Genomic DNA, 21,745 nt, shown 5'->3' on the forward strand with positions numbered 1-21,745 from the left:
TCGCCGTGCTGCGAAAGTGAAAGTTGCTCACAGGTCAATGAAAACTCTGTATTATGCGTTTTATGAATCGTTTTTCGTTAAAGGAGCCCTGCATGGAACTGCTCGAAGAGCATCGTTGTTTTGAAGGTCGACAGCAGCGCTGGCGGCACGACTCCACCACGCTGAATTGTGCTATGACGTTCAGCATTTTCCTGCCCCCTGCGGACAATCCCCCGGTGCTGTACTGGCTTTCAGGCCTGACCTGCAACGACGAAAACTTCACCACCAAAGCGGGTGCCCAGCGTATTGCCGCCGAACTGGGCATAGCGCTGGTCATGCCAGACACCAGCCCGCGTGGCGATGACGTGGCCGACGATGCCGGATACGATTTGGGCAAAGGCGCCGGGTTCTATCTCAACGCCACGGAACAGCCCTGGGCCACGCATTACCGCATGTATGACTACATTCGTGATGAACTGCCTGCCCTGGTGCACGCTCAGTTTGCGGTCAGCGAGCGCTGCGCGATAAGCGGTCATTCGATGGGCGGCCACGGCGCGCTGATCATGGCGCTGAAAAACCCGGGGAAATACACCAGCGTGTCCGCGTTTGCACCGATTGTGAACCCAACGCAGGTGCCGTGGGGGCAAAAAGCCTTTACGCATTATCTGGGTGAAGATGCAGAGAAATGGCAGGAATGGGACAGCTGCGCGCTGATGCTGGCGAGCCAGCCAGAAAACGCTATCCCAATGCTGGTGGATCAGGGCGACGCCGATCAGTTCCTCGCCGGGCAGTTACAGCCTGCGTTGCTGGCGGAAGCCGCACGCCAGAAGGACTGGCCGCTGACGCTGCGCATTCAGTCGGGATACGACCACAGCTATTACTTTATGGCGTCCTTTATTGAGGATCATCTCCGCTTCCATGCGGAGCATCTGTTCAGGTAAGTTCCGCCTTTTGCCCGGTAGCGCCTCCTCTCTACCGGGTCTTTCCCCTCCCCCTCTTTACATCCTGCTATCCGCCTGAATCCAGCCTCTTTTCTGCACTCTTTTATCAAACACAAATGATTTCAATTATCATTTGTGTTTACAATTCTACATTCTTTTGTACAATTCCAGGCTCTTCTCCATCGTAAAGAGTTCTTACAAGACAAAAACATACAGTTCTCAGGGTTATCCCGATGGAGTTTTATTCATTTTTATACGGAATGTACAAATGACAATACCACGCATTAAACTCCTGGCCGTCGCCGTTGGCGCTGCCACATGTTCCTCCTTCGTTCACGCAGCCGATCAGGACACCGTTGTCGTCACCGCGACCGGTTTTGAACAAAAGATCCAGAATGCTCCCGCCTCCATCTCTGTGATTTCAAAACAGCAAATTGAAGATAAAGCCTACCGTGATGTTACCGATGCCCTGAGAGACGTCCCGGGCGTGGTCGTCACGGGCGGCGGGAGTAGCAGTGACATCAGTATTCGCGGCATGGCCTCTCAGTACACCCTGTTCCTGGTGAACGGCAAACGCGTCAGTACGCGAAGCACCCGCCCAAACAGCGACAACTCGGGTATTGAACAAGGCTGGCTGCCGCCGCTGGAGTCCATTGAGCGCATCGAGGTCATCCGCGGCCCGATGTCCTCGCTGTACGGCTCCGATGCGATGGGTGGCGTTATCAACGTCATCACCAAAAAAGTCTCGAACACCAAAGCCTGGACCGGTTCGTTGCACGGCGATGCCACCTTCCAGGAAAACCATGATTCCGGCGATATCTTCCAGACCAACGCCTACGCTTCTGGTCCTCTGATTGACGGGCTGCTGGGTGCAAAAGTGACGGGGCTGTTGTCACGCCGCGCAGAAGATAAGATCGTGAACGGCTATAACGAACAGAAGATGCGTAACGGTGGCATTACGCTGAACTTCACGCCGGACGAGAAGAACGATTTCGACCTTGATTTTGCCCGTGAGCTTCAGGACAGAAACAGCACCCCGGGGATGTCAAAAGCGACGGAAACCTGCCGGGGAACGACCTGTACGCCAACCACCAAAAGCGACTCGCGCTATGAGCATACAACCTACTCGTTAACCCACAGCGGTTATTACGATGACTTCAATACCACCAGCTATATCCAGCAGGAAGAGACCAATAATCCAGGTCGCGAAATGCGCTCCTATAACACCACCTTCAACAACCAGAACCAGATTTTCCTCGGCGATCATACTCTGACCCTTGGCGGGCAGTATCGCTATGAGAAACTGCGCGACAACGGTAATCAGCTGGAAGCTGCTGACGGCCTGAACAAACTGACGCGCTGGAGCTGGGCTCTGTTTGCCGAAGATGAATGGGCAATGACGGAAAGCTTTACGTTGACCGGCGGCCTGCGGATGGACAAAGACCAGAACTACGGTACTAACTGGACGCCGCGCGGTTACGGCGTATGGCACCTGGCCGATCAGTGGACGTTGAAAGGCGGGGTTTCTGCTGGCTATCGTGCGCCGGACCTGCGTCAGTCGTCTGCCAGTTGGGGCCAGGTGACCGGTGGCGGCCGTCTTGACGGTATCATCGTCGGCAACCCGGATCTGAAACCAGAGAAGAGCCTCAGCGAAGAACTCGCCCTGCTCTGGGATAACAACGATAACCTGAATGCCGGTGTGACGCTGTTTAATACCGACTTCAAGGACAAGATTACGGAAGTTCGCCGCTGTAACAGCAGCGCCGATCCCGCCTGTACGATTGGCGGTCACAGCTATGATTTCGTGAGCGACCGCGTCAACGTGGACAAAGCCAACATGCGCGGTGTGGAATCCTCCTTCGGCTGGAAAATCACGCGCGATCTGAACTGGACAGCAAACTACACCTATACAGAATCCGAGCAGAAGAGCGGCCAGTTCTCCGGCAAACCTCTGAACAAAATGCCGAAACACATGTTCAACACCACTCTCGACTGGCAGGCGACGCACGATGTCGGTTTCTGGAGCCGCGTGAACCTGCGCGGTAAAACGTCTGAGTACCTGAGCCGCACGTCAATGTCCCAGGGTACGCCGTCCTACACTCAGGTTGACGTCGGTATGCGCTACAACGCCAACAAAAACCTGCTGGTTACCGCCGGTGTGTATAACGTGCTTGATAAGCAGATTGATTACGATACGTATGACACCGTGCTCGACGGGCGTCGCTATACAGTTGGCATGACCTACAGCTTCTGATCTGCCCATAAAAAAGCCCGCTCAACTGAGCGGGCTAAAAGAGAGGAAGTGCGGTTATTGTTTAAATCGTTCCGGGAAATCCATTTCACTGTAGCGAACGAAGCGTGTTCCTTTCGTCAGTTTGTAGCCAAACCAGATGATCAGGAACAGCGGAATGCCAATATAGGTGGCCGTGACGGCGCCCCAGTCAATGGTGTCCGCAAGGAAGGCCTCATAGTTCTGGCCCAGGGTAATGATCAGGCACAGAACGAAGGCGAAAATCGGCCCCAGCGGGAAGAACCCTGAACGGTACGGCAGATTATTCAGATCATGACCCTGCTTGACGTACCCGCGACGGAAACGGTAGTGGCTGATGGCAATACCCAGCCAGGCGATGAAGCCCGTCATACCAGAGGTGTTAAGCAGCCACAGGTAAACCGTCTGGTTGCCGAACATGGAGGTCAGGAAACAGAGGCCCGCAATCACCGTGGTCGCATACAGCGCGTTGCGTGGCACGCCACCGCGAGACAGTTTTGAGAAAATACGCGGCGCTTTGCCGTCGCAGGCCAGGGTGTAGAGCATACGGGTGGAGGCGTACATCCCGGAGTTACCCGCAGACAGTACCGCCGTCAGGATCACCGCGTTCATCACCGCCGCCGCAGAGAGCAGACCCGCGTGCTGGAAGACCAGCGTGAACGGGCTGACGCTGATGTCTTTGACGTCGTTACGCAGCAGGCTTGGGTCGGTATACGGAATGATCAGGCTGATAATCAGGATCGCGAAGACATAGAACAGCAGGATACGCCAGAACACCTGACGCACCGCGCGCGGAATGTTCTTCTCCGGGTTTTCGGATTCACCGGCCGCGATACCAATCAGCTCCGTGCCCTGGAAGGAGAAGCCGACAATCATCGCCACGCCAATCATCGCCGAGAAGCCCCCGGCAAACGGCGCATCGCCTATCGCCCAGTTACTCCAGCCCGCCGGTTCAGCCCCTTTGAAAATACCAACGATCATCGCCACACCGACGACGATAAAGATGATGACGGTTGCCACTTTGATCAAAGAGAACCAGTATTCCGCTTCGCCGAAACCGCGCACGGAGATGTAGTTCAGCAGGAAGATAACCGCCAGGAACAGAGCGCTCCAGATCCAGCCTGGCGTGTCCGGGAACCACCAGGTCATGACCAGCTGTGCGGCGACGAGGTCAACGGCGATGGTCACCGCCCAGTTGTACCAGTAGTTCCAGCCCAGCGCGAAGCCGAAGCCTTCTTCAACGTATTTTTGTCCGTAGGTCGAAAACGAACCAGACACCGGCATGTATGCCGCCAGTTCGCCCAGACTGGTCATCAGGAAGTAAACCATCAGGCCAATCAGAATATAAGAGAATAATGCCCCACCCGGGCCGGCTGCCGAAATCGTTGCGCCAGAGGCAACGAAAAGACCTGTACCGATGGAGCCGCCAATGGCGATCATCGTCAGGTGACGCGCCTTAAGTGCGCGACGTAGCGCGGGCGCTTCTGTGGTTTTAGTTTCTGAAACCATGTGAAAATGCTGTCCATTCAATAAATGAGGCGCGATTGTAGCAGACGATCTGCGTTGCTTCCGGCAGAAATGCTCAGTTATTAGAGAGCTTCATGACTCGGCCAGGATTATAAGTAAAGCATAATTTTTTCCCCTCACCCCAGCCCTCTCCCCAGAGGGGAGAGGGCTGGGGTGAGGGGCGCTTTTACATCTCGCAGTAGCGCAGAAAACGCTGGAGCGCGCTGGAAAGGTGTTTCTGACGATGATGGATGCACCACAGCGTGCGCACCAGCTTCGGCAGTGGAACGGGGATCTCAACCAGTGAGCCGGTCTCCAGCTGTTCGGCAATCACCCGTCGGGAAAGACAGCTGATACCCAGGCCATGACGTACGGCGTGCTTAATGGCCTCGGAATTACCTAACTCCATCCCTAACTGGAACTGCGGCAGATGGGACAGCAGCAGGTAATCGACAATCTCACGCGTGCCGGAACCCTGCTCTCGCAGGATCCACTGCGCCTGCGCCAGACGCGCCAGCGTGACCTCGCCCTGGAGTAAGGAAGAGGCCGGGGAAGCAAACACCACCAGCTCATCCTCAAGCCAGGGTTCCGCAATGATATCGACGTTATGGCACGGCCCTTCGATAAGCCCGATATCCACGCGGAAATCAATGACCGCGTTAATCACGTCCTGGCTGTTGCCGACGCTCATCTCCAGCGGCAGGGTCGGGAAATCCCGGCGGTAGCGGGCGATCACTTCCGGCAGGATGTAGTTGCCGATCGTGCTGCTGGCGTAGACGCGGATCGCGCCGTTGTCTTCGCGGAACAGTTGTTCAATTTCAATCGCCTGCTCCAGCAAGGCCAGCGCGCGCGGGTACAGCAGGCGGCCATGTTCGTTCACCACCAGCCGCTTCCCTACCCTGTCGAAAAGCTGCACGCCCAGTTGCCCTTCAAGATCGGTCAAGGCCGCGCTGACGGCGGACTGCGAGAGCGCCAGCATTTGTGACGCCTGGGTTGTCGAGCCGCTTTTCAGCACTTCGGCAAAAACTTCCAGCTGACGCAATGTAATGTGCATGGTTGCTTACCACTTATAAAGATTGATTATAAATATATAATCAATTTTATTTTTAAGCCAGAGCGCCGTAACCTTTAGCCAGACAAAGGAGAAGGTTATGTCAGAAATCACCTTACAACATCATCGTACAGTGTGGCACTTCGTGCCGGGTCTTGCGCTCAGCGCCGTGGTTACCGGTGTGGCCTTATGGGGCGGCAGTATACCGGCGGTTGCCGGTGCGGGGTTCAGCGCCTTAACGCTGGCCATTCTGCTCGGCATGGTGGTGGGGAATACCGTTTACCCGCACATCTGGAAATCCTGCGACGGCGGCGTGATTTTCGCCAAGCAACATTTATTACGTCTCGGGATTATCCTCTATGGCTTCCGCCTTACCTTTTCGCAGATTGCGGATGTGGGCGTCAGCGGGATTGCCATCGACGTCCTGACCCTTTCGAGCACTTTTTTACTGGCGTGCTTTATTGGCCAGAAGATCTTTGGCCTGGATAAACAGACCAGCTGGCTGATCGGTGCAGGCAGCAGCATCTGCGGTGCGGCCGCGGTGCTGGCGACGGAGCCGGTAGTCAAAGCCGAAGCCAGTAAAGTCACGGTGGCGGTCGCGACGGTGGTTATCTTCGGTACGCTGGCGATCTTCCTGTACCCGGCCATGTATCCGCTGGTGGCGCACTGGTTTAGCCCGGAAACCTACGGCATCTATATTGGCTCGACCATGCACGAAGTGGCACAGGTGGTGGCGGCAGGTCATGCCATTAACCCGGAAGCGGAAAACGCGGCAGTCATCGCAAAAATGCTGCGCGTAATGATGCTGGCGCCGTTCCTGATTTTCCTCGCGGCCCGGGTTAAACAGCTGGCTCCGACTGGCGGCAACGAGAAGAGCAAAATCACCATTCCGTGGTTTGCGATCCTGTTCATCGTGGTCGCCATCTTTAACTCCTTCCACCTGCTGCCGAAAGCGGTAGTGGAGATGCTGGTGACGCTGGATACGGTGCTGCTGGCGATGGCAATGGCGGCGCTGGGTGTGACCACTCACGTCAGCGCGCTGAAAAAAGCCGGTGCGAAACCGCTGCTGATGGCGCTGGTGCTCTTCATCTGGCTGATTGTGGGCGGCGGCGCGATTAACCTTGCGGTACACAGCCTGATGGCATAAACCATCTCGTCCTTCTCCTGTTAACCCGTTATCATAGGCATTTCGGGTTAACAGGAGTCTTTTTATGAAATATGTTGGAGCGCACGTCAGCGCTGCCGGTGGCCTTGCCAATGCCGCCATTCGCGCCGCCGAAATCGAGGCGACCGCTTTCGCCCTGTTCACCAAAAACCAGCGCCAGTGGCGCGCCGCTCCCCTTACCGCAGAAGTGATTGATGACTTCAAGGCCGCCTGCGAAAAATACCGCTACGGGCCTGGCCAGATCCTCCCGCACGACAGCTATCTGATTAATCTTGGGCATCCGGTTCAGGAAGCGCTGGAAAAGTCCCGTGAGGCGTTTCTCGATGAAGTCCAGCGCTGCGAGCAGCTGGGGCTGACGCTGCTGAACTTCCATCCCGGAAGCCATCTGATGCAAATCGACGAAGACGCCTGTCTGGCGCGCATTGCCGAGTCGATTAACATGACGCTGGATAAAACTCAGGGTGTTACCGCGGTGATTGAAAACACCGCCGGTCAGGGCAGCAACCTCGGCTTTAAGTTCGAACATCTGGCGGCGATTATCGACGGCGTGGAGGACAAATCCCGCGTGGGCGTGTGCATTGATACCTGTCACGCGTTTGCTGCCGGTTATGATCTGCGCACAACCGAGGCCACAAAAAACACCTTCGATGAGTTTGAACGCGTGGTGGGCTTTAAGTATCTGCGTGGTATGCACTTAAACGATGCGAAAAGCGCGTTCGGCAGCCGCGTTGACCGTCACCACAGCCTTGGCGAAGGCAATATCGGCCACGATGCATTCCGCTTTATCATGCAGGACGCCCGCTTTGACGGTATTCCGATGGTGCTGGAAACCATCAATCCGGATATCTGGGCAGAAGAAATTGCCTGGCTGAAGGCGCAGCAGACCGCTGAACAGGCGGCATAAAAAAAAGCCGGGTGCGTAATGCGACCCGGCTTTTTTTGTAGGTCGGGTCAGGCGAAGCCGCCACCCGACACCTTTTTACGCTGCTTTAGCAACAACGTCCGCTTCCGGGCGCTTCAGCACCGCGTAAGACAGACCCGCCACCAGCGTACCGACAACAATCGCCAGCAGATAACCCAGCACCGGCGTGATGGCGCCTGGGATCAGCAGAACGAACAGACCGCCGTGTGGTGCCATCAGTTTCGCACCTACCGCCATGGAGATAGCCCCCGTTACCGCGCCGCCGACGATACAGCATGGCAGAACACGCATTGGATCACGCGCCGCAAACGGGATTGCGCCTTCGGTGATGAAGCACAGGCCCAGCACCAGTGCCGCTTTGCCGCCTTCCTGCTGCGCTTTATCGAACTTGCGACGGGCAATGATTGTCGCCAGGCCTAGCGCCAGCGGTGGCACCATACCTGCCGCCATGATCGCCGCCATCGGCGCATAGGTCTGGGTACTCAGCAGGCCAACGCCAAAGGCGTATGCCGCTTTGTTAACCGGACCACCCATGTCAGTACACATCATACCGCCGAGGATTGCGCCCAGCAGCACCGCGTTCGCCGTCCCCATGGTTTGCAGCCAGTGGGTCAGACCTTCCAGAATGCCCGCAACCGGTTTACCAATCAGGTAAATCATCGCCAGGCCGACCACCAGGCTGGAAATCAGCGGGATGATCAGGATAGGTTTCAGCGCTTCCATACTTTGTGGCAGCTTCAGCTTCGAGCTAATCAGCTTCGCCACGTAACCTGCGAGGAAACCGGCGATGATACCGCCGATAAAGCCGGAACCGGTGCTCACGGCCAGCATACCGCCGATAAGACCCGGCGTCAGACCCGGACGGTCAGCAATCGAGAAGGCGATAAAGCCCGCCAGCACCGGCACCATCAGCGCAAACGCGGAGCCGCCGCCAATCTGCATCAACGCCGCCGCCAGGGTGCCCTGCTCTTTAAAGGCTTCGATACCAAAGGCGAAGGAAAGCGCAATACACAGGCCGCCCGCCACCACCATCGGCAGCATGTAGGACACGCCGGTCAGCAGGTGACGATACGCGCCCGCAGACTCTTTCTTGCCTTCGCCAGGCGTTTTAGCCGCACCGGTTGGCTGATAAGGTTTGGCTTCCGCCAGCGCTTTATCAAATTCCTGCGCGGTTTTTTTCAGCGCCAGGCCGGTAGAGGTGCGGTACATCGGCTTGCCGGCAAACTTCGCCAGATCCACTTCGATATCGGCCGCCACAATCACCAGATCGGCTTCTGCCACCTCTTCCGGCGTAATGGCATTGCCCGCGCCCACGGAGCCGCGCGTTTCAACTTTTACCCACCAGCCGCGTTTTTTCGCTTCGGTTTCAATGGCTTCAGCCGCCATAAAGGTATGCGCCACGCCTGTCGGGCAGGCCGTGACCGCAACAATGCGTTTCGGACCCGTGGCAGCAACCGGCGACGCCTCAACAGGCACGCTGTAAACAGTCGCATGGCCTTTTGCTTCGCTCAGAAACAGTTCAGGGTGTGCCACCGCGCGATTAATATCGCCCAGCCACACTTTTTTGCCGTTCAGCGCGCTGTCCGCAGGGATTTTGTCGCCCAGAACAATCGCCATTTCAGCATCACCCGGGTTATCAATGATATCCAGGTGCGCTTTTTGTGCCGCCGCGCCCAGCAGGGTCTTTGCCATATAGGCACGAGCCTGTCCGAGACCGGAGTCAATGATCAGCAGCGTTTTCATTATTCCTCTCCTGCTGTTAGTTAAAAGGTTTTAAGTCAACGCGCGCCATCATCGCGGCCAACTGGGTACGATCGGTAATGCCGACATTGCTCTGGCTCACGGCCAGGGCCGCAACGGCGGTAGCAAGACGTAAGGTATGTTCACTGGATTCACGCATCAGCAGGCCGTAAATCAGGCCGCCAACCATCGAATCCCCTGCGCCAACGGTGCTCACCACTTCCATTGACGGCGGTTTGGCAATCCATTCACCTGAAGCGTTAACCCACAACGCACCTTCTGCGCCCAGCGAAATCACTACGTGAGCAATACCCTGCTCGCGCAGCGCATGGGCAGCGTCAATCACATCCTTTAATTCTGGCAGCTTACGGCCCGCCCAGATCTCCAGCTCACGACGGTTAGGCTTAACCAGCCATGGTGAGGCTTTCAGACCGGCGACCAGCGCGTCGCGGCTGCTGTCGAAAATAATGCACGGGCACTGGCTGCGCAGGCGCGTCATCCAGTCGGTGAATGCTTCCGGGCTGACGCCGGACGGCAGACTGCCGCTGACGCACACCATGTCAAACTGTCCCAGCCAGCTCAGGGAATCGGCAACAAAGCGCTCCCAGTCAGCCGGGGTCACTTCAAAGCCGGAGAAGTTCAGATCGGTCACTTCACCGTCTTTTTCGGTCAGCTTAACGTTGATGCGGGTACGGCCCTGCACAACCTGAAAACGGTTAGCGATGCCCAGTTCACTGAACAACTGCTGAAAACCGTCCTGGTTGTCTTTACCGAGGAAGCCACCAACGGTCACGTCGATGCCGAGATCTTTCAGCACCTTCGCCACGTTAATCCCTTTCCCTGCGGCGTGCAGGCCGGTCGTCCGCACCAGGTTAACTTCGCCACGCTCAATTTCCGGGCAAAAGCCCACCAGATCGTATGCCGGGTTCAGCGTAATGGTCGCAACACGTCTGCTCATTATGCGCCCTCCCCCAGACCAGCTGCGATGGCGTCGCCAATCGCTTTCAGCGCCTGTTCAGCATCCGCACCCTGCGCGGTGAAGCGCAGGCGATGGCCTTTCTTCACGCCCAGCGCGACGACTTTCATCAGGCTACGGCCGTTGGCTGGTTTACCCGAACCGTCCAGATTGGTCACGGTGATCTCACTTTCAAATTGTTTAATGGTATTCACCAGCATGGTGCCCGGACGGGCATGCAGGCCGTGTTCGTTACGCACCACGTACTCTGCACTCAGCAGGTCGTCCGTCAGCGCATCGTCGCTGGTCAGCAGGGCCAGTACGGTCGCCGCATCGGCGTTCAGCAATTTTTCAGCTTTGTTGTTCAGCAGCAGATCGCCCAGACGCTTCAGTACGGAAACCGGCTGATCGTCAGTCATCGCAACCGTTACCAGCATCGCGGCGCGTTCGCCATCTGTCTCAAAGGCAACCGCAGCACGGCTGACCGCGATAGCGCTACGCAGGTTGCCTTCAGCACTGTCGTTCAGCCAGATGCCCTGACCGAGATTCAGTGGCTTATCATTGATGGTGCGTGAAACGAAACCGGCATCTGCCGCGCCCACCTCTTTCAGGCGCGCCGCGTTCAGCGCCTGGAGGGTGACCAGATCGGATGCAACGACGTCCAGCGTCAGGGTTTCATTATCCAGCTTCAGCGCTTCGCTCTGTTTTTCGCCCATCAGCAGGGCGCGCAGCTCTTCAGCAGTGGTGGCGGATTTAAGCTGTTCCGCGACGGCATCATCGCTCAGCACGTGCGTCAGCTGACGCAGCAGGCCCAGGTGTTCGTCACCGCTGGCCGCGATACCAATCGCCACGTAAGCCACCTGGCCCTCGCCCCAGAGCACGCCCTGCGGGAACTGGTAAACCTGCACGCCGGTTTTCAGCACCTGATCGCGGGTGTCCGTGGTGCCGTGCGGAATAGCAATACCGTTACCGAGGAAGGTGGAGGTCTGCTGTTCGCGCGCCAGCATGCCGTTAACATAGCCGTCCGCCACGTTGCCAGCCTGCACGAGCGCAGCGGCGACCTGGCGAATAGCCTCTTCTTTATTCCCGGCCTGTTCGCCCGGGTGGATATCCTGAACAGATAACTGGAACATGGTTCTCCTCTCCTGCTGAAATTGAATCGTTTCAGCTTAACTGAGAAAATAGGCGCTAACTGCTTCAACAGAACATGCAAGATAGCACTGAAACGTTTCAAGAAGTCTTGTCTTTTCCACTAAAGGTTGCAAGAAAAGTTACGTTTCTTGTTGCAGAATTTAGAAGTGCAGCACATTTCTTCTTCAGTCGAGGGGATTTTGCTGACGTTCAGCAAACAGCTTCAGCACGGTTCAGCGTGAAATCAATAAACTGAAATACCATTTTGATTTTTTGTAGCAATCTTGACTTTACCCTCTGTTTATTTAATGACGGGCGGCGTAAACTCCGCCTCTCTCTGTCATTCACAAATACTGAACATGCATAACAATCCCGTTGCCGCCTCACCAAAGCCCTTTGATTTGACGTCAACGGCGTTTTTGATTGTTGCTTTCCTCACCGGTATTGCCGGTGCGTTACAAACACCTACGCTGAGCCTGTTTCTGACCAACGAGGTCCACGCGCGTCCGGCGATGGTCGGCTTCTTCTTTACCGGAAGCGCCATCATTGGCATTTTCGTCAGCCAGTTTCTTGCCAGTCGCTCAGACCGCAAAGGCGATCGCAAAAGCCTGATCGTTTTTTGCTGCCTGCTCGGGGTGTTTGCCTGCCTGCTGTTTGCCTGGAATCGTAACTACTTCATTCTGCTGTTTGTGGGCGTCTTTCTGAGCAGTTTCGGCTCGACCGCCAACCCGCAAATGTTTGCCCTTGCCCGCGAGCATGCCGACCGCACCGGGCGGGAGGCGGTGATGTTCAGCTCAATACTGCGTGCTCAGGTTTCGCTGGCATGGGTGATTGGTCCCCCGCTCGCCTACGCGCTGGCGATGGGTTTTGGCTTTACGGTGATGTACCTCAGCGCAGCGGTGGCTTTCGTGGTGTGCGGCGCGATGGTCTGGTTCTTTCTTCCCTCCATGCGCAAAGAGCCGAAAGTGGCGACCGGTACGCTGGAAGCCCCGCGACGCAACCGCCGCGACGCGCTGCTGTTATTCATTATCTGCACGCTGATGTGGGGAACCAACAGTCTCTATATCATTAATATGCCGCTGTTTATTATTGATGAACTGCATCTGCCGGAGAAGCTGGCCGGGATCATGATGGGTACCGCCGCGGGGCTTGAGATCCCAACCATGCTGATTGCGGGCTATTACGCAAAGCGTTTCGGTAAGCGCTTTTTGATGCGCGTCGCCGCCGTTGCCGGGCTGCTGTTTTACGTCGGTATGCTGACGGTTCATACGCCAGCCCTGCTTCTTGCTTTACAGCTGCTGAACGCCATTTATATCGGCATTCTGGCCGGTATCGGTATGCTCTATTTCCAGGATCTGATGCCGGGTCAGGCAGGTGCCGCCACTACCCTTTATACTAATACCACCCGTGTGGGCTGGATTATTGCAGGCTCACTGGCGGGCGTTGTGGCTGAAATCTGGAACTATCATACGGTGTTCTGGATTGCGCTGGTGATGTGCGTCCTGACGCTAAGCTGCCTGACGCGGATCAAAGACGTTTAAGGCGCGGTGAGCGCTTCCAGCTCAAGCAGATAAGTGATGGCCTGCTGGCGCGTACTGCCGCACATTTCGGCGGTTGGCTGGAGCCCGGAGCACACCTTCGGACGCAGGGGCGAGCCAAAGATCATGCACAGGTTTGAATCCGAAAGCTGAACGCAGCGGGTATTGGCAGGCTTGCCCTCCGGCATGCCTGGAATGGGGCTTGAGATGGACGGTGCGGTACAGCACGCGCCACAGTCGGAACGACAATCCATACATGCTCTCTGTTGGTGGCAGATGCCCGTGCAGTCGGGCATTGCGCGCACAGTAACACCTTTTATGTATTGATAGCAAAAGCCACGAATTCCGCTTGCCTGAAAGGCCGCGCGCGAGTAATTTGGCGCGATATTTTTTACCTCCCGTAAACAGGATTACTGCAATGCCAAGAGCGAACGAAATTAAGAAAGGTATGGTACTGAATTACAACGGCAAACTGCTGATTGTGAAAGATATCGACATTCAGGCACCTAGCGCCCGTGGCGCAGCAACGCTGTACAAAATGCGTTTCTCCGATGTCCGTACCGGCCTGAAAGTGGAAGAACGTTTTAAAGGCGACGACATTGTAGATACCGTGACCCTGACCCGTCGCTACGTTGATTTTTCTTATATCGACGGCAACGAATACGTGTTCATGGATAAAGAGGATTACACCCCGTATATCTTCACCAAAGATCAGATCGAAGAAGAGCTGCTGTTTATTCCTGAAGGTGGGATGCCAGACATGCAGGTGCTGACCTGGGATGGCGTGCTGCTGGCGCTGGAGCTGCCGCAGACCGTTGATCTGGAAATCGTTGAAACGGCACCGGGCATCAAAGGTGCGTCTGCAAGTGCACGTAACAAACCGGCTACCCTGACTACCGGTCTGGTCGTACAGGTGCCGGAATACCTGTCAGCGGGCGAGAAAATCCGCATCCATATCGAAGAAAAACGTTATATGGGTCGTGCTGACTGATTGTGGCTTTTGTCGGGTGGCGGCTTCGCCTTACCCGACCTACAAAAATACAAAAACCGGCTCTCAGGCCGGTTTTTTGTAGGCCCGGTAAGCGCAGCGTCACCGGGCAACAGAGCTTACAGAAGCTCAGGATACTTCGTCATCTTCAGCGCCAGCTCGATACCGCGCACTTCCGCCATCCCTTTCAGACGGCCAATCGCCGAATACCCTGGGTTCGTTTTCTTGCGCAGATCGTCCAGCATCTGGTGCCCGTGATCCGGACGGAACGGAATAGGACGTACATCTCCCGCCTGCTTACGACGGACCTCTTCAGCAAGAATGGCATCCACTACCGCAACCATGTTCACGTCGCCGCCAAGATGGGCAGCTTCATGGAAGGTTTTCGGGTTCTCTTCACGACAGGTTGCACGCAAGTGGGTGAAATGAATGCGATCGCCAAAGGTTTCAATCATCCGCACCAGATCGTTATCCGCCCGCACGCCGTAAGAGCCGGTACACATGGTAAAGCCGTTGTAGATGCTGTCTACCGTCTCTTTCAGCCACTGCATATCTTCAATGGTCGACACGATACGCGGCAGGCCAAGGATAGGGCGCGGTGGATCGTCCGGGTGAACCGCCAGCCGCACGCCAGCCTCTTCTGCCACCGGCACGATAGCGCGCAGGAAGTGCGCCATGTTTTCACGCAGCTGGTTTTTATCGATATCGCCATATTCCGCCAGGCGCGCGCGGAACTGATCGAGGGTATACCCCTCTTCCGCCCCCGGCAGGCCCGCGATGATATTGCGAACCAGCTTCTCAATGTCCGCTTCACTGGCGGCATTGAACCACGCCAGCGCCTGCTGCTGCTCTTCGGCGGTGTAGTCTGCTTCCGCTCCCGGACGCTTCAGAATGTGCAGCTCGAAAGCCGCAAAGGCGATTTGATCGAAGCGCAGCGCTTTCGAACCGTCTGCCATTTCATATTCCAGGTCCGTACGCGTCCAGTCAAGAATTGGCATAAAGTTGTAGCAGACGGTATCAATGCCGCAGGCTGCCAGGTTACGAATGCTCTGCTGATAATTCGCAATCCAGGTGTCACACTCACCGGAGTGGGTTTTGATATCTTCGTGAACCGGGATACTTTCCACAACAGACCAGGTTAACCCTTTTTCAGCCAGCTGTGCCTGACGCTTTTGAATTTCTTCCACCGGCCACACCTGGCCGTTAGGAATATGATGCAGCGCCGTGACCACACCCGTTGCGCCAGCCTGACGCACATCATCAAGAGAAACCGGATCGTTCGGCCCGTACCAACGCCAGGTTTGTTCCATTGCCCCACCCTCTCAAGTTGTTATACCAATATGTGTTACTTCGATGACGACTACCATACATGTTTAATTAAGGCGGTCAATACAGCGCGCGACATTGATTGATCAAACTCACATAACCGGGATATTTACGGCTTACCAATTTAATTTGTTGTCATATAACTTTACACTGGCATTGTTAATTAATGGTTAATCAGGTGTGTACTTCATGAAGACTATTGCCTCCACCGCGCTTCCTGCGCATGTTCAGCTGCCCCGCTACGATCGCGCGCCGTTACGCTCCCGCATCGTCCATTTCGGCTTTGGCGCGTTCCACCGGGCGCACCAGGCGTTGTTAACAAACCGGGTACTGAACGCCAAAGGAGGCGACTGGGGAATTTGTGAGATTAGCCTCTTTAGCGGCGATGTCCTCATGGGCCAGCTCCGGGCGCAAGATCATCTGTTTACCGTGCTGGAGAAAGGTGCCGAAGGCAATCAGCCCATCATTATTGGCGCAGTAAACGAGTGCCTGAACGCAAAACTCGACTCGCTGGCCGCCATTATTGAGAAGTTCTGCGAACCGCAGGTGGCAATTGTCTCCCTCACCATTACCGAAAAAGGCTACTGCATCGATCCGGCGACGGGGAAACTGGATATGCAAAACAGCCGCATCCTTCACGATCTGGAGCATCCGTCTGAGCCGCATTCCGCACCGGGTATTCTGGTCGAAGCGCTTCATCGCCGCCGCGAACGTGGCCTGCCAGCGTTTACCGTGCTCTCCTGCGACAATATTCCCGACAATGGCCACGTGGTGAAAAACGCCGTTCTCGGCATGGCCGGGAAGCGTTCCGCAGAGCTGGCGGGTTGGATTGAGACCCACGTGAGTTTCCCCGGCACCATGGTCGACCGAATTGTACCTGCCGCCACTGACGCCTCACTCGCGGAAATCACCCGGGAACTTGGCGTTGAAGATCCCTGCGCCATCAGCTGTGAACCGTTCATTCAGTGGGTGGTGGAAGATAACTTTGTCGCCGGGCGTCCGGAGTGGGAAGTTGCAGGCGTACAGATGGTTGAGGATGTTCTGCCCTGGGAACAGATGAAGTTGCGGATGCTGAACGGCAGCCACTCCTTCCTCGCTTATCTGGGCTACCTTGCCGACTACGCGCACATTAATGAATGCATGCAGGACGACAGTTTCCGCGAAGCCGCCCGCAGGCTGATGCTGAATGAGCAAGCCCCTACGCTGCGCATCACCAACGTTGATCTGACGGCCTATGCTGACAGCCTGCTTGACCGCTTTGCCAACCCGGCGCTACAGCATCGCACATGGCAAATCGCCATGGACGGCAGCCAGAAGCTGCCTCAACGCATGCTGGATGGCATCCGCATGCATCTTGAGCGTAACACCGCCTGGCCACTGCTGGCGCTGGGGGTGGCGGGCTGGATGCGCTACGTCAGCGGTACGGACGAACAGGGCAACGCCATTGACGTGCGCGATCCTCTGAGCGAAAAGTTTCAGGCCATTGTCGCGACCAGCAGCGACGCGGAACGCGTTAGCGCCCTGCTGACGCTAAATGAAATCTTTGGCGACGACCTGCCGCAAAACCCTGCCTTTGTCGAGGCGATTAGCGAGGCGTATCAGCGCCTCGTCCGCCTCGGCGCGCGCCAGGCGGTTATCGAAACGTTAAAAATTTAGCGATTATTGCGATTAAGGCGAACGGTTTTGCGCTCCGTTCGCCCTCCCTCTTCTCAATGCCCGTTTTTTTCGTCAGGATGATAGATAGTTGTTACTACATCAAAATTATTTATCGGAGCGCACGTGACCAAAACCAACCTGATCACCGGTTTTCTCGGCAGCGGTAAAACTACGTCCATTCTGCATTTGCTGGCCAATAAAGATCCGGCGGAAAAATGGGCCGTGCTGGTAAACGAATTTGGCGAAGTGGGGATCGACGGTGCGTTGCTCGCCGACAGCGGCGCGATGGTGAAAGAGATCCCGGGCGGGTGTATGTGCTGCGTGAATGGCCTGCCGATGCAGGTCGGGCTTAATACGCTGCTGCGTCAGGGCAAGCCGGACCGTCTGCTGATTGAGCCTACCGGGCTGGGTCATCCGAAGCAAATCCTTGATTTACTGACCGCCCCGGTATACGAGCCGTGGCTTGACCTGCGTGCGACGCTTTGCCTGCTCGACCCCCGCCAGCTGCTGGATGAAAAAGCGATCAATAACGACAATTTCCGCGACCAGCTCGCCTCGGCAGATATCATCGTGGCGAATAAATCCGATCGCGCGACGGCTGAGAGTCAGGCCGCGTTCGAGTCCTGGTGGCAGCAGGCTGGCGGTGGACGCCAGTATGTTCAGACGACTCAGGGAAACCTTGATGGCGCCCTGCTCGACCTTCCCCGCCTCAACCAGACGCAACTGCCTGCCAGCGCAGAGCATTCGCATAGCCACGGCGCGAAGCAAGGTCTGGCTGCACTGAGCCTGCCGGAACATCAGCGCTGGCGTCGTAACCTGAACAGCGGCCAGGGGCACCAGGCGTGCGGGTGGATCTTCGATGCCGATACGGTTTTCGACACCATTGGTATACTGGAATGGGCAAGACTGGCGCCGGTTGAGCGGGTGAAAGGGATCATGCGCACTCCGGATGGTCTGGTGCGCATTAACCGTCAGGGCGAAGATTTCTTTATAGAAACCCAGAATGTCGCGCCCCCCGACAGCCGGATAGAGTTAATTAGTGCGGTTAATACCGACTGGAATGCCCTCCAGTCAGGCCTGTTGAAGCTTCGTTTAAGTTTGGGCGGCTAACGTTGCCCCTGATTTCACACATTGCTGAAGACTATGACGACTCGACTTCCTGCTATTTTATTACTCAATGCTGCCGGTCTGGCGCTCTTTTTCTCCTGGTATATCCCGGCGAATCACGGTTTCTGGTTCCCGCTGGATTCCGGGCTTTTCCACTTCTTTAACCAGGCGCTGGCGAAGAGTGAGGCTTTCCTGTGGCTGGTGGCAATCACCAACAACCGCGCGTTTGACGGCTGTTCGCTGCTGGCAATGGGCTGTCTGATGCTCTCCTTCTGGCTGAAAGAAGATAAAACGGGTCGTCGCCGTATTCTGATTATCGGCCTGGTGATGCTGCTGACGGCCGTGATTATTAACCAGCTGGCGCAACATCTGATGCCGGTTAAACGCGCCAGTCCTTCGCTCTCTTTCCCGAATATTAATCGCGTCAGCGAACTGCTGCATATTCCAACCAAAGATGCCTCGAAGGACAGTTTCCCGGGCGACCACGGTATGATGCTGCTGATTTTCGCTGGCTTCATGCTGCGCTATTTCGGTAAAAAAGCGTTCGCCATCGCCCTGATTATTGTGGTGGTATTTGCATTTCCGCGGGTGATGATTGGCGCACACTGGCTTACGGATATCGCCGTAGGCTCACTCACGGCGGTATTGATTGGTTTACCATGGGTGCTGATAACCCCACTGAGCGATCGCTTAACAGGCATTTTTGATCGCTATCTTCCCGGAAAATTTAAACAAGTTGAAAACAAATAAATAACGAAAATTAACACCATTCATCAGGGATCGTTTTCGATCCCTGACGTACTTCTCTCCGGCGTCGTTTAACGCCGTCATCATCCCGTCATACTATTCGTGATAAAAATGAAGCAATTGCAGGGATTACCGGCAGGAATGGCGGCATTTTGAGCAATACCGCGCTGTAACTTTGTGCATCACATTTTCTTATAAAAAAACGGACTTTTTTGCTCGCAATACCCCGTGCAATCGGTTAACCTCGAACTCGTTTTGCCCCACGGAGATAATTATTTTCATGGTGAATAATTTTGTGCGTTGCGCCACATTTTTCACCATAAAGAATTGTCTCATTGTGAACAGATAATTAGTCTCGTCACGGTTGGCATTTTTATAACGATATTTTCGTTAAGGACTTCAAGGGAAAACAAACAAAATGGTCAAATCTCAACCAATTTTGAGATATATCTTGCGGGGGATCCCGGCGATTGCAGTGGCGGTACTGCTTTCGGCATGTAGTACAACGAATACCGCGAAGAATATGCATCCTGAGACGCGTGTTGTGGGAATGGAAGATTCCTCGTCACTGCAAGCCTCTCAGGATGAATTTGAAAATATGGTACGTAATCTGGACGTGAAGTCCCGCATTATGGATCAGTATGCTGACTGGAAAGGCGTGCGTTACCGTCTGGGCGGCAGCACCAAGAAAGGCATCGATTGCTCCGCGTTCGTACAGCGTACCTTCCGTGAGCAGTTTGGGTTAGACCTTCCGCGTTCTACCTATGAACAGCAGGAAATGGGCAAATCCATTTCGCGTACTAAGCTGCGCACGGGCGATTTAGTCCTGTTCAGAGCGGGTTCAACCGGTCGACACGTTGGCATCTATATCGGTAACGATCAGTTTGTCCATGCTTCCACCAGCAGTGGTGTGACGATTTCCAGCATGAACGAACCTTACTGGAAGAAGCGCTATAACGAAGCTCGCCGCGTTCTGAGCCGTAGTTAAATTTGCTGTCGTATCGTTGGTTATCCCTTGGCTGGCGATACGATAAAAAAAGCACTGCTCCGGCAGTGTTTTTTTTTGCCCGTTACACTGATAGACATCCAGCGGCATTTCAGGAATCACGACATCTATGTTTACCCGCTACTTCTCCAGCAACCGCAAGATACTGTTTCTCAGTTTCCTGACGGGGTTATTCACTGCCCTGCTTCTGGGAGCCTTACAGTTTTACTGGAGTTATCACAAGCGAGACGTCAGATTCGATACCCTCATTACCGATTTACGCGTCTACATGGAGAGCTATTTCGATGAGCTTAAAATGTCGATTGATACGCTCCAGCCACTCACGCTGAACAGCTGCGAGGAAGTGAGTGCCGCCCTGACCTCCCGGGCGGCCTTTAGCATAAATGTGCGCGCCTTTTTGCTGGTCAGGGATAAAAATGCCTACTGCTCTTCCGCCACCGGCCCGATGAACGTCCCCATGGAAGCGCTTATCCCTGAGCTGCACATCAGCAAACCGATTGATATGGCGCTCCTGCCGGGCACGCCGATGCTGCCGGATAAGCCTGCCATTGCCATCTGGTATCGCAACCCGCTGGTGAAAGACGGCGGCGTGTTTACCTCCGTTAACATCAACCTGACGCCTTACCTTCTGTATACGTCGCGACAGGATGAGTTTACCGGTATCTCCATCATCATCGGCGATTTCGCGCTATCCACTCAGTCCGGAACGCTGGTACAGGCACGTGATTTACCCGGTATCCCTGTCCGAACCGCTACGCTGAAAAATGTGCCTCTGACGATACACGTCTATGCGGACGCCTGGACGCCGGATGAAGTGCTGTACGCCCTGTTTTTCGGCCTGGTCTGCGGTATCGCGGCGGGCGTGCTGAATTTCTATATTCTCACTATCCGTCTGAATCCCGGGAAAGAGATCCTCACGGCCATCAAGCGCGACCAGTTTTACGTGGTCTATCAACCCGTCGTCGGTGCGCAGTCGCTAAAAATGACCGGGCTGGAAGTCCTGATGCGCTGGAAGCACCCGGTGATGGGCGAAATTCCGCCGGATGCCTTTATCAATTTCGCCGAAGCGCAGAAGCTGATTGTTCCGCTCACGCTGCATCTTTTTGACCTGATTATCCGCGATGCCCCTGTCCTGCAAACCCTGCTCCCGCCGGGTGCCAAGTTTGGGATCAACATCGCGCCCGGTCATCTGCATGCGGAAAGCTTTAAAGAGGATATGCGCGCGTTTGCTGCCGCCCTTCCGCCCGATCACTTCCAGATTGTGCTGGAAATCACCGAGCGTGACATGATCAACCACCGCGAGGCTAACCATCTGTTCGAATGGCTGCACGATGAAGGTTTTGAGATCGCCATCGATGATTTTGGCACCGGCCACAGCGCGCTGATCTATCTGGAACGCTTCACGATGGATTTTCTGAAAATTGACCGTGGATTCGTGAATGCCATCGGGACTGAAACCGTCACCTCGCCAGTGCTTGACGCGGTGCTGACCCTGGCAGATCGCCTGAATATGTTAACCGTTGCCGAGGGCGTCGAAACCCCGGAGCAGGCGGCATGGCTGCGCGAGCATGGCGTGAATTATCTTCAGGGCTACTGGATCGGCCGCCCGATGCCGCTGGAGCAGTTCAGGACGTGGCAACCCGACATCACGCTCGGGGAATAATTTCACAATCACGGCGCTGTCCCTTATTATTCTCCTCAACCGAGCCTGCCTGTGA

Annotated in this window: 18 protein-coding genes; 11 read left to right on the forward strand and 7 right to left on the reverse strand. The window is 55.5% G+C overall.

Features of this window, described 5'->3' with window-relative positions; translation table 11 throughout:
* Positions 1-92 precede the first annotated feature (92 nt).
* Complete coding sequence (gene fghA / locus ACOTX7_RS00070) at positions 93-920, forward strand: S-formylglutathione hydrolase (protein ID WP_221256241.1); 828 nt, start codon at positions 93-95, stop codon at positions 918-920.
* A 268-nt stretch (positions 921-1,188) separates the two neighbouring features.
* Complete coding sequence (locus ACOTX7_RS00075; RefSeq protein WP_221256242.1) at positions 1,189-3,174, forward strand: ligand-gated channel protein; 1,986 nt, start codon at positions 1,189-1,191, stop codon at positions 3,172-3,174.
* 54 nt (positions 3,175-3,228) lie between these two features.
* Here the strand turns inward: ACOTX7_RS00075 and ACOTX7_RS00080 are convergent, their stop codons facing one another.
* Positions 3,229-4,698: an amino acid permease gene (locus ACOTX7_RS00080; RefSeq protein ID WP_221256243.1), complete on the reverse strand. Its 1,470-nt coding sequence runs from the start codon at positions 4,696-4,698 to the stop codon at positions 3,229-3,231.
* A 184-nt stretch (positions 4,699-4,882) separates the two neighbouring features.
* Complete coding sequence (yieE, locus tag ACOTX7_RS00085) at positions 4,883-5,749, reverse strand: DNA-binding transcriptional regulator YeiE (protein WP_047353471.1); 867 nt, start codon at positions 5,747-5,749, stop codon at positions 4,883-4,885.
* A gap of 97 nt (positions 5,750-5,846) precedes the next feature.
* On the opposite strand from yieE, the gene ACOTX7_RS00090 reads away from it, so the two are divergent.
* Together ACOTX7_RS00090 and nfo are read left to right on the forward strand one after the other, a co-directional pair.
* Positions 5,847-6,893, forward strand: a complete 1,047-nt coding sequence (locus ACOTX7_RS00090) for a YeiH family protein (protein WP_221256245.1) — start codon at positions 5,847-5,849, stop codon at positions 6,891-6,893.
* A gap of 64 nt (positions 6,894-6,957) precedes the next feature.
* Complete coding sequence (gene nfo, locus ACOTX7_RS00095) at positions 6,958-7,815, forward strand: deoxyribonuclease IV (protein ID WP_205923561.1); 858 nt, start codon at positions 6,958-6,960, stop codon at positions 7,813-7,815.
* A gap of 75 nt (positions 7,816-7,890) precedes the next feature.
* Here nfo and fruA read toward each other — a convergent pair whose 3' ends face one another.
* Genes fruA through fruB form a run of 3 tightly spaced genes read right to left on the reverse strand, consistent with a single transcriptional unit; the run spans position 7,891 to position 11,661 of the window.
* The gene (gene fruA, locus ACOTX7_RS00100; RefSeq protein ID WP_221256246.1) at positions 7,891-9,576 is read right to left on the reverse strand and encodes a PTS fructose transporter subunit IIBC; all 1,686 of its coding nucleotides are present in this window, start codon (positions 9,574-9,576) and stop codon (positions 7,891-7,893) included.
* Between the two features lie 16 nt (positions 9,577-9,592).
* Positions 9,593-10,531, reverse strand: a complete 939-nt coding sequence (fruK, locus tag ACOTX7_RS00105) for a 1-phosphofructokinase (RefSeq protein WP_006811313.1) — start codon at positions 10,529-10,531, stop codon at positions 9,593-9,595.
* Complete coding sequence (gene fruB, locus ACOTX7_RS00110) at positions 10,531-11,661, reverse strand: fused PTS fructose transporter subunit IIA/HPr protein (RefSeq protein ID WP_221256247.1); 1,131 nt, start codon at positions 11,659-11,661, stop codon at positions 10,531-10,533. Before fruB ends, fruK begins: the two co-directional genes overlap by 1 nt.
* A gap of 357 nt (positions 11,662-12,018) precedes the next feature.
* Here fruB and setB point away from each other — a divergent pair, with 357 nt between their 5' ends.
* Complete coding sequence (gene setB / locus ACOTX7_RS00115; RefSeq protein WP_221256248.1) at positions 12,019-13,200, forward strand: sugar efflux transporter SetB; 1,182 nt, start codon at positions 12,019-12,021, stop codon at positions 13,198-13,200.
* Here setB and ACOTX7_RS00120 read toward each other — a convergent pair.
* Positions 13,197-13,451 (reverse strand): zinc/iron-chelating domain-containing protein, encoded by a 255-nt coding sequence (locus ACOTX7_RS00120; protein ID WP_039274169.1) that lies wholly within the window; start codon positions 13,449-13,451, stop codon positions 13,197-13,199. The genes setB and ACOTX7_RS00120 overlap by 4 nt on opposite strands.
* Positions 13,452-13,615: 164 nt before the next feature.
* On the opposite strand from ACOTX7_RS00120, the gene yeiP reads away from it, so the two are divergent.
* On the forward strand, positions 13,616-14,188 hold the full coding sequence (gene yeiP / locus ACOTX7_RS00125) for an elongation factor P-like protein YeiP (protein WP_003859355.1): 573 nt from the start codon (positions 13,616-13,618) through the stop codon (positions 14,186-14,188).
* Positions 14,189-14,304: 116 nt separating this feature from the next.
* Here the strand turns inward: yeiP and uxuA are convergent, their stop codons facing one another.
* Entirely contained in the window at positions 14,305-15,495 is a 1,191-nt protein-coding gene (gene uxuA, locus ACOTX7_RS00130) for a mannonate dehydratase (RefSeq protein ID WP_214591825.1), read from the reverse strand.
* A 205-nt stretch (positions 15,496-15,700) separates the two neighbouring features.
* On the opposite strand from uxuA, the gene ACOTX7_RS00135 reads away from it, so the two are divergent.
* The 5 genes from ACOTX7_RS00135 (at position 15,701) to ACOTX7_RS00155 (ending at position 21,690) form a co-directional block, all read left to right on the forward strand.
* A complete protein-coding gene (locus tag ACOTX7_RS00135) occupies positions 15,701-17,167 on the forward strand; it encodes a mannitol dehydrogenase family protein (RefSeq protein WP_221256249.1) in 1,467 nt (488 codons plus the stop codon).
* A gap of 123 nt (positions 17,168-17,290) precedes the next feature.
* On the forward strand, positions 17,291-18,277 hold the full coding sequence (locus tag ACOTX7_RS00140; protein WP_047353463.1) for a CobW family GTP-binding protein: 987 nt from the start codon (positions 17,291-17,293) through the stop codon (positions 18,275-18,277).
* A gap of 33 nt (positions 18,278-18,310) precedes the next feature.
* Positions 18,311-19,024 carry a phosphatase PAP2 family protein gene (locus ACOTX7_RS00145; RefSeq protein WP_221256250.1) on the forward strand — a complete coding sequence of 238 codons (714 nt, stop codon included), beginning with the start codon at positions 18,311-18,313 and terminating at the stop codon, positions 19,022-19,024.
* A 415-nt stretch (positions 19,025-19,439) separates the two neighbouring features.
* A complete protein-coding gene (mepS, locus tag ACOTX7_RS00150) occupies positions 19,440-20,009 on the forward strand; it encodes a bifunctional murein DD-endopeptidase/murein LD-carboxypeptidase (protein WP_003859364.1) in 570 nt (189 codons plus the stop codon).
* A 127-nt stretch (positions 20,010-20,136) separates the two neighbouring features.
* Complete coding sequence (locus tag ACOTX7_RS00155; RefSeq protein ID WP_006811322.1) at positions 20,137-21,690, forward strand: cyclic di-GMP phosphodiesterase; 1,554 nt, start codon at positions 20,137-20,139, stop codon at positions 21,688-21,690.
* The last annotated feature ends 55 nt before the right edge of the window (positions 21,691-21,745 follow it).

The sequence above is a fragment of the Enterobacter cloacae complex sp. IR5418 genome, assembly GCF_049238105.1.
In the GTDB taxonomy this organism is placed as follows: Bacteria; Pseudomonadota; Gammaproteobacteria; order Enterobacterales; family Enterobacteriaceae; genus Enterobacter; species Enterobacter hormaechei.